Consider the following 7,681-nt stretch of genomic DNA (forward strand, 5'->3'; position numbering starts at 1 on the left):
ATTCATTTCTACACTTATATATAATTCCCTGGACTTCTTCATACAATTCTTTAATCATTCTTTTCCCCTTTCTGTGTACAGTCTAACAGATTCAGAAACACTTTTGGCACATTTCATCCATTCTGTTCTCTACACCGTCTCAACTGCACAAAAAAGAGAGGTCTTGCCTCTCTTTGGGTTATAATTCTGCGATTTGGTTTAGGTTTACTTCTGCAACTGTGTCATTACCAAACATAGAGATAATCATCTTCACTTTGTTATTATCAATTTCTGTAATCTTACCAGTGTAGTCTGCAAAAGCACCATCAATAATACGTACAGTTTGACCAACTTCAACATCGATATCAAACTCTTGTACAGTTTGTCCCATAGAAACCAAGATATCACGAATTTCTTGTTCCAATAATGGAGTTGGTTTTGATCTATTTCCGTGAGATCCGACGAATCCTGTAACATTTGGTGTGTTTCGAACAACAAACCAAGCTTCATCTGTCATGACCATTTCTACAAGAACATAACCTGGAAAGCGATTTTCTTCTACTTCTTTTCTCTTTCCATTTTTTTCAACTTGCACTGTTTGCGTTGGAATTTCAACGCGTAAAATATTATCCAACATATTGTAGGTTTGTGCACGTTGTAATAAATTTTCTTTTACCTTATTTTCATAACCAGAATAAGTTTGTAAAACAAACCACCCTTTATCAAAACTATCCATGATATTTCCTTTCATAAATAGAAGATTTTTAGTGTACTTTCACTACTCTTCTAAAAAATGTTAATAAATCGAATCAAACCTGAAACAATCAACTGGTCAAAAATGTAAATAATTACTACAAAGAAAGCTGTGTATTCCATGATAGAACGAAAATCTCTCCAGCTTTCCTTGCGAGTTGGCCATGTTGTGTCTTTAAGAAGTCTAAAAATATCTCCAATAAAACGCATCGCTCTCTCCTATCTCGTTTCTCTGTGTGTAGTGTACTTGCCACAATGCTTACAAAATTTATTTACTTCTAGTCGTGTAGGCTTGGGGGTTCCACTAATCTTGATTGAATAGTTTCTCGAACCACAAACCGCACAAGCTAGGCTTGCTTTTTTTAGTGCCATAACGCCTCCATCTTATCTATTATAACAAGAAAGCTAGGCTTTGACAAGCATCTTAGCGAAATAGATTGACTACCGAATCCCATATTGTTTGAGCCTTTTCCTTAATCTTCGCATCCGAGATAGCCCGACTAGCCTCATCTACTAGACTTTGCGCACGACTTCTAATATCAGAAAGGCTATTATCCGCCTGATTTTCTTCATTACTCTGTACTTGATTTCTTGTATTGGCTGGTGCAATTCCATTTTTCTTATATGCATTTTCAACTGTAAAGGTACTTCCTGGTGTATAATGTAAAATGGTATTTGCAATATTTCTAAAGACATGAGCAGCACCATTTGATGTAGAACCCGCTAGATAGTGATTTTCATCAGTGGTTGGAAAACCAAGCCAATGACTAATCACCACATCCGGAGTATAACCAATTACCCACTGGTCACTTGTGTACTCCGGATTGAAAACTGCTTCAGTTGTACCAGTTTTCCCTGCCATGACATAGTCTGCAGGTGATGAACTAATACCTGTTCCGTTTGTAAATGTACCCAACATCATACTAGTCATCTTGTCAGCTACAGCTTTATCAATCACTCGTTTTTGTGAATGTTTATGGCTCGCAATGACCTGACCACTAGCATTTTCAATTCTACTAATAAAATGAGCTTCCGGCATTAAACCTTCATTAGCAAAGGCAGCATATGCTTGAGCCATTTGAAGAGGATTGGTTTCGACACCACTTCCCAAGGCGACACCAAGAACACGGTCTACCTTTTCCATGTTGAGTCCAAATTTTTCGCCTGCCTCAAAAGCCTTATCAACACCCAAATCATTAACAGTAGCAACAGCAGGTAGATTAAGCGATTCTGCCAAGGCTTGATACATAGGAACTTCTCGACTCGTTTTGATTCCTGCATAGTTATCAACCTTATAGCTGTTATACTGCATGGTATGGTTATCCAAGAGCTTGTTCAAAGCCCAACCTGCTTCAACTGCTGGCGTATAAACAACTAAAGGCTTAATTGTAGAACCAGGGCTACGTTTTGATTGAGTTGCATAGTTGAAATTCCGGAATCCAGTTTTATCATTGTCAGCAACTTGACCGACAACTCCACGAACTCCTCCTGTTTTCGGTTCAAGAGCTACACTTCCTGATTGTGCAAATGTTCCATCCTCTGCTCTCGGAAATAGCGATGTATTTTCATAGACAACCTGCATATTTGCTTGGTAGTTTTGATCCAGCTCTGTGTAAATGCGGTAGCCATTATTGACGATTTCTTCCTCTGTTAGATTATACTTGGAAACAGCTTCATTAACCACAGCATCAAAATAAGAGGGGTAACGGTAATCTGAAATCTTTCCTTCATACTTATCGTGCAATTGCGAAGTCATATCAACTTCTGCAGCTTCGGTTTCTTGATTTTTATCAATATAGCCTGCCGCAACCATATTTTGCAAGACAGTGTCGCGACGATTAGTCGAATCTTGTACGGAATTCAAAGGATTATACAATTCCGGTCCTTTGAGCATCCCTGCCAGAGTCGCAGCTTGATCCAGACTCACCTCTGATGCAGAAACTCCAAAGTATTTCTTACTCGCATCTTCAACGCCCCACACACCATTTCCAAAATAAGCGTTGTTAAGGTACATGGTTAAGATCTGATCCTTACTATATTTTTTTGTTAATTCTAAGGCAAGGAAAAATTCTTTCGCTTTTCTCTCGACAGTTTGATCCTGTGACAAATAGGCGTTTTTAGCCAGCTGCTGGGTAATAGTAGAGCCACCACCTGAACGACCAGCAGTGACAATTGCCAAGAAGAAGCGACCATAGTTAATCCCGTCGTTTTTATAGAAAGAACGGTCTTCTGTCGCAATAACAGCATTCTGCAAGTTTTTACTGATGTCAGTCAGTTCAACATAGGTTCCTTTTTGACCAGACAAGGCACCAGCCTCTTTTTCTTCACGGTCAAAAATGATAGTCCGAGTTTTCAAGGCGTTTTGTAAATCGTTAACATTGGTTGACTTAGCTACAGCAAACAAATAGGTTCCAACTAGCAAGCCTGCACTCAAACCTAGTATAAGGACAATCTTTGTTAGATGATAGCGACGCCAGAATTTTCGAATTGGACCTACTTGGGCTAATTTTTTTCGATCACTGTGAGAACGTCGCAAGCTAGTAGACCCAGAATCCTCTAGTTCACTTGTTTCTTTTTTAAAAAGAGAAAGAAATTTCTCGAATAATTTATCTAATTTCATGCGTTTATTTTATCATCTTCATCATAGGAAGACAAGAATTTAGCTATTTCCTATCCAAATAGGGCTTTTTTTGTTACAATATCTGTATGCAATTCACATTTACATTACCAGACTCTCTACCTCAAATGACGGTAAAGCAATTACTGGAGGAGCAACTCCTCATCCCTAGAAAAATCCGTCATTTTTTAAGAATCAAGAAACACATTTTGATTAATCAGCGAGAAGTTCATTGGAACGAGATGGTAAGTCCTGGAGATGTTTGCCAGTTGACTTTTGACGAGGAAGATTATCCCGAAAAAGAAATCCCTTGGGGCAACCCAGACTTAGTGCAGGAAGTTTATCAAGATCAACACTTGATTATTGTAAACAAACCAGAGGGGATGAAAACGCATGGTAATCAGCCAAACGAAATCGCCCTTCTCAACCATGTCAGTGCCTATGTTGGCCAAACCTGCTATGTCGTTCATCGTCTGGACATGGAAACCAGTGGCTTGGTTCTCTTTGCCAAAAATCCTTTTATCCTGCCCATTCTCAACCGCTTATTGGAGAAAAAAGAGATTGCTAGGGAATATTGGGCGCTTGTTGACGGAAATATCAACAGCAAAGAACTTGTTTTCAAAGACAAAATTGGGCGTGATCGCCATGACCACAGAAAACGAATAGTTGATACAAAAAATGGGCAATCTGCTGAAACGCATGTAAGCAGATTAAAGCAATTCCCAAACAAAACGACCCTTGTCCGTTGTAAACTAAAGACAGGGCGAACCCATCAGATTCGTGTGCACCTTTCGCATCATAACTTCCCTATTTTGGGCGACCCTCTCTATAACAGCAATTCAAAGACGAGTCGGCTTATGCTCCACGCCTTCCGACTGTCCTTTACCCATCCGCTTACTCTAGAGAAATTAAGCTTCACTGTCCTATCAGATACTTTTGAAACAGAATTAAAAAAGAATGGATGATTGTGTCATCCATTTTTAAATATTTGAAAAGCAAGACCAAGAGGCCTTGCTTTTTATCGACTCAAGAATTATTTAGCAATTTTTGCGAAGTATTCAAGAGTACGAACAAGTTGTGCAGTGTATGACATTTCGTTGTCGTACCATGATACAACTTTAACCAATTGTTTACCGTCAACGTCAAGGACTTTAGTTTGAGTTGCGTCAAACAATGAACCGTAAGACATACCTATGATATCTGAAGATACGATTGGATCTTCTGTGTAGCCGTATGATTCGTTTGAAGCTGCTTTCATAGCTGCATTCACTTCATCAACAGTAACGTTCTTTTCAAGAACAGCTACCAATTCAGTAACTGATCCAGTTGGAGTTGGAACGCGTTGTGCAGATCCGTCAAGTTTACCGTTCAATTCTGGAATTACAAGACCGATAGCTTTAGCAGCACCAGTTGAGTTAGGAACGATGTTTGCAGCACCAGCGCGAGCACGGCGAAGGTCACCACCACGGTGTGGTCCGTCAAGGATCATTTGGTCACCAGTGTAAGCGTGGATAGTAGTCATCAATCCTTCAATAACACCAAAGTTGTCTTGAAGAGCTTTAGCCATTGGAGCCAAGCAGTTTGTAGTACATGAAGCACCTGAGATAACTGTTTCAGTACCGTCAAGAACGTCGTGGTTAGTGTTGAATACAACTGTTTTAACGTCGTTTCCACCAGGAGCAGTGATAACAACTTTTTTAGCTCCACCTTTAAGGTGTTTTTCAGCTGCTTCTTTCTTAGCAAAGAAACCAGTAGCTTCAAGAACGATTTCTACACCGTCAGTAGCCCAGTCGATTTGCTCTGGATCACGTTCAGCAGAAACTTTAACGAATTTACCGTTAACTTCGAATCCACCTTCTTTAACTTCAACAGTACCGTCGAAACGACCTTGAGTTGTGTCGTATTTCAACAAGTGTGCAAGCATAACTGGATCTGTAAGGTCGTTGATGCGTGTAACTTCAACACCTTCTACGTTTTGGATACGACGGAAAGCAAGACGACCGATACGTCCGAAACCGTTAATACCAACTTTAACTACCATTAGTGATTTCCTCCTTATGAAAATCATGAAATTTTTATTGTGAAAAGAGTAACTTGAATCACTACAAATCACCTTTCAACAAACCTATTATATAACTATTTAAGTTTAATTGCAAGTACGGGCATTGTTTTTCTATGTTAGTTTCTTTTTACGGCTATAAATCAAGAACTCCCTTACTATTCATATCGTAGCGATTCTACAGGATCCATTTTACTAATTTTACGTGCTGGGAAGTAGGCTGAGACATAACCAAGTAATAGAGCGAAAAGTAGAGTTCCTAAAACAGATAACAAATTTAATTCAAAAACCTTCGTGATGGATGGGTAAAAGTGATTTACAACCGCATTCGCCAAACTTCCCACCCCTTGTGCTACCAAAAAGGCCAGCAGCAAGGCGATCCCTACAATCCAGATAGCCTCGTAAATAAAAATCCCTTTGACATCACGATTTTGATAACCAACTGCCTTCATGACGCCTATTTCCTTAGAACGTTGCATAATATTGATGTAAATGATGATACCAATCATGACCGCTGCTACCACAATAGCTTGTGATGAAAGTACAATCAACAATCCCTGAATGACACGAATAAAAGTAATCACAATATCAAGAACCTTCTGTTGAGAAAGAACAGTATACTTCTTGTTTTTCTGCAATTCTTCTGTTATCGCTTTTGTTTGTGATGGATCTTTGAGTTCCAAGATAAAATAAGATACAGCTTTTGTAAATCCAGCTTCTTTCAAAATCGTTTCCATTTGATGAGACGGCATGAAACTGTTGCTGTCCTCCAGGTCATCTTCATCATTGATTACACGTACAATCTTCGTTTGAAATTGAGCAATCTTACTAGCTTCGGCAGCATTTTCTACAATGCTGGCTGAGACTGATTTGCCAATAACATCATTAGCTGTCAGATTGTTTCCTGTCTGTTCATTCCAATTTTTTAGTAAACTGCTTGGAATCGTCAAACCCTGTTCATTTGCATCCGTATAGAGGGAACCAGCTAACACTTTGTCCGCCTCATTACTACTAACAGAGATACTTGTATCCTCATAGAGACTCACTACTTGAGCATAAGAAGGCATCGTTTGACTCAGATCCATTTCTTGACCATCTATAGTCATATTTGACATGATCATCCCAAAAGGACTCTCCAAATATTTAATAGCTTCTTTTCCAACTGTATCCGTGATGTAGTTCTTATCATCTTGGTTCAAAAAGCCTCGTCCAACATTTTTTGTGTTTAAAGCAATCTGAACTTGTGAAGGGATTTGACCTCCATTCGTATTTTCATCAATCATCGAAATCAATGCATTTCCCAAGCCGAAAGAAATTAAGACTCCTACAAAACCGATTGAGGTTGCTAGCGCAATCAATAGGTTACGCCACTTTCTTTCCAGAAAGTTATTTAAAGAAAGTTTGAATTTATTTTTCAATGATAATCCTTTATTTTTTGACTTCTTCAACGACTTCACCATCCTTCATTTTGATAATCACGTCTGCATATTCAGCAACCTCTGGATTATGGGTTACAATTAGTACTGTTTTCCCTGTTTGGGCTAAATTTTTAAATACCTCCAATACCATTTCTTGGGATTGAGAATCCAGCGAACCCGTTGGCTCATCTGCTACAATCATATCAGGCTGATTTACCAGTGCACGCGCGATTGCTACGCGTTGCTTTTGCCCGCCAGAAAGCTGTTTAACATTTTTAGCCATAAAAGGCTCCATGCCCAAGTTACTTAATTGCTCCTTTGCAATCATTGTCATCTCCCTGTCAGATAAATCTTTGACATAGAGAGGTAATTTGACATTGTCCAAGACAGACTGATGAGGAATGAGGTTAAAGTTTTGAAACACAAATCCAATCTTATCTTTACGAAATTGAGTTAGTTCAATCTCTGATAAGTCACGGAGGGATTCCCCTTTAAACTCTAAATCTCCTTCATATTGTCTATCTAAACCGCTGATGATGTTTAGTAGACTGGTTTTGCCACAGCCTGACGGACCGTAAATCGCTGTAATTTTACCTTTTGCGATTTGCAGATTTATATTCTTTAAAGCCTGCTCTTGATGTTTACCGTCCAAAGCGTAAAATTTTGAAATATTTTTAATGGATAAAATGGACATTCTTTCCCCCTTATTTAAAACTGTTATCGTCATACATCATAATTATAGAAAAGCCTTCAAGCGACATTAGCACTGATTGCCACTATGAACCTACTGCTTAGAATTTTTTCTCTATTGCCGAGTTTGCTTCTGGATGTATAGCAAGTAATACTCTTCGAAAA

The 7,681-nt window shown here is 38.8% G+C and carries 8 protein-coding genes; 1 reads left to right on the forward strand and 7 read right to left on the reverse strand.

The window, feature by feature from the left end; translation table 11 throughout:
* Positions 1 to 178 precede the first annotated feature (178 nt).
* From nusG to pbp2a, 4 genes are read right to left on the reverse strand one after another with little or no spacing between them, the layout of a single operon-like run.
* Positions 179 to 715: a transcription termination/antitermination protein NusG gene (gene nusG, locus HT671_RS10920; RefSeq protein WP_000376740.1), complete on the reverse strand. Its 537-nt coding sequence runs from the start codon at positions 713 to 715 to the stop codon at positions 179 to 181.
* A gap of 50 nt (positions 716 to 765) precedes the next feature.
* On the reverse strand, positions 766 to 942 hold the full coding sequence (gene secE, locus HT671_RS10925; RefSeq protein ID WP_001210991.1) for a preprotein translocase subunit SecE: 177 nt from the start codon (positions 940 to 942) through the stop codon (positions 766 to 768).
* Positions 943 to 951: 9 nt separating this feature from the next.
* Entirely contained in the window at positions 952 to 1,104 is a 153-nt protein-coding gene (gene rpmG / locus HT671_RS10930) for a 50S ribosomal protein L33 (RefSeq protein ID WP_014017356.1), read from the reverse strand.
* Between the two features lie 52 nt (positions 1,105 to 1,156).
* Positions 1,157 to 3,352, reverse strand: coding sequence for a penicillin-binding protein PBP2A (gene pbp2a / locus HT671_RS10935; RefSeq protein WP_138703479.1), 2,196 nt, complete (start codon positions 3,350 to 3,352; stop codon positions 1,157 to 1,159).
* 86 nt (positions 3,353 to 3,438) lie between these two features.
* On the opposite strand from pbp2a, the gene HT671_RS10940 reads away from it, so the two are divergent.
* Entirely contained in the window at positions 3,439 to 4,314 is an 876-nt protein-coding gene (locus HT671_RS10940; RefSeq protein ID WP_341774871.1) for an RluA family pseudouridine synthase, read from the forward strand.
* Between the two features lie 68 nt (positions 4,315 to 4,382).
* On the opposite strand, the gene gap is transcribed toward HT671_RS10940, so the two are convergent.
* The 3 genes from gap to HT671_RS10955 form a co-directional block, all read right to left on the reverse strand.
* A complete protein-coding gene (gap, locus tag HT671_RS10945) occupies positions 4,383 to 5,390 on the reverse strand; it encodes a type I glyceraldehyde-3-phosphate dehydrogenase (RefSeq protein WP_138703480.1) in 1,008 nt (335 codons plus the stop codon).
* A gap of 176 nt (positions 5,391 to 5,566) precedes the next feature.
* Positions 5,567 to 6,868 carry an ABC transporter permease gene (locus tag HT671_RS10950; RefSeq protein WP_166735446.1) on the reverse strand — a complete coding sequence of 434 codons (1,302 nt, stop codon included), beginning with the start codon at positions 6,866 to 6,868 and terminating at the stop codon, positions 5,567 to 5,569.
* Complete coding sequence (locus tag HT671_RS10955) at positions 6,837 to 7,520, reverse strand: ABC transporter ATP-binding protein (protein WP_138703481.1); 684 nt, start codon at positions 7,518 to 7,520, stop codon at positions 6,837 to 6,839. Before HT671_RS10955 ends, HT671_RS10950 begins: the two co-directional genes overlap by 32 nt.
* Between the last annotated feature and the right edge of the window lie 161 nt (positions 7,521 to 7,681).

It is taken from the genome of Streptococcus sp. 2741, assembly GCF_013276315.1.
Taxonomy (GTDB): Bacteria; Bacillota; Bacilli; order Lactobacillales; family Streptococcaceae; genus Streptococcus; species Streptococcus pseudopneumoniae.

Excerpts from the sequence above, each read along its gene's own strand:
- nusG (WP_000376740.1), bottom strand. The coding sequence starts at position 715 with ATGGATAGTTTTGATAAAGGGTGGTTTGTTTTACAAACTTATTCTGGT.
- secE (WP_001210991.1), bottom strand. The coding sequence starts at position 942 with ATGCGTTTTATTGGAGATATTTTTAGACTTCTTAAAGACACAACATGG.
- rpmG (WP_014017356.1), bottom strand. The coding sequence starts at position 1,104 with ATGGCACTAAAAAAAGCAAGCCTAGCTTGTGCGGTTTGTGGTTCGAGA.
- pbp2a (WP_138703479.1), bottom strand. The coding sequence starts at position 3,352 with ATGAAATTAGATAAATTATTCGAGAAATTTCTTTCTCTTTTTAAAAAA.
- HT671_RS10940 (WP_341774871.1), top strand. The coding sequence starts at position 3,439 with ATGCAATTCACATTTACATTACCAGACTCTCTACCTCAAATGACGGTA.
- gap (WP_138703480.1), bottom strand. The coding sequence starts at position 5,390 with ATGGTAGTTAAAGTTGGTATTAACGGTTTCGGACGTATCGGTCGTCTT.
- HT671_RS10950 (WP_166735446.1), bottom strand. The coding sequence starts at position 6,868 with ATGGTGAAGTCGTTGAAGAAGTCAAAAAATAAAGGATTATCATTGAAA.
- HT671_RS10955 (WP_138703481.1), bottom strand. The coding sequence starts at position 7,520 with ATGTCCATTTTATCCATTAAAAATATTTCAAAATTTTACGCTTTGGAC.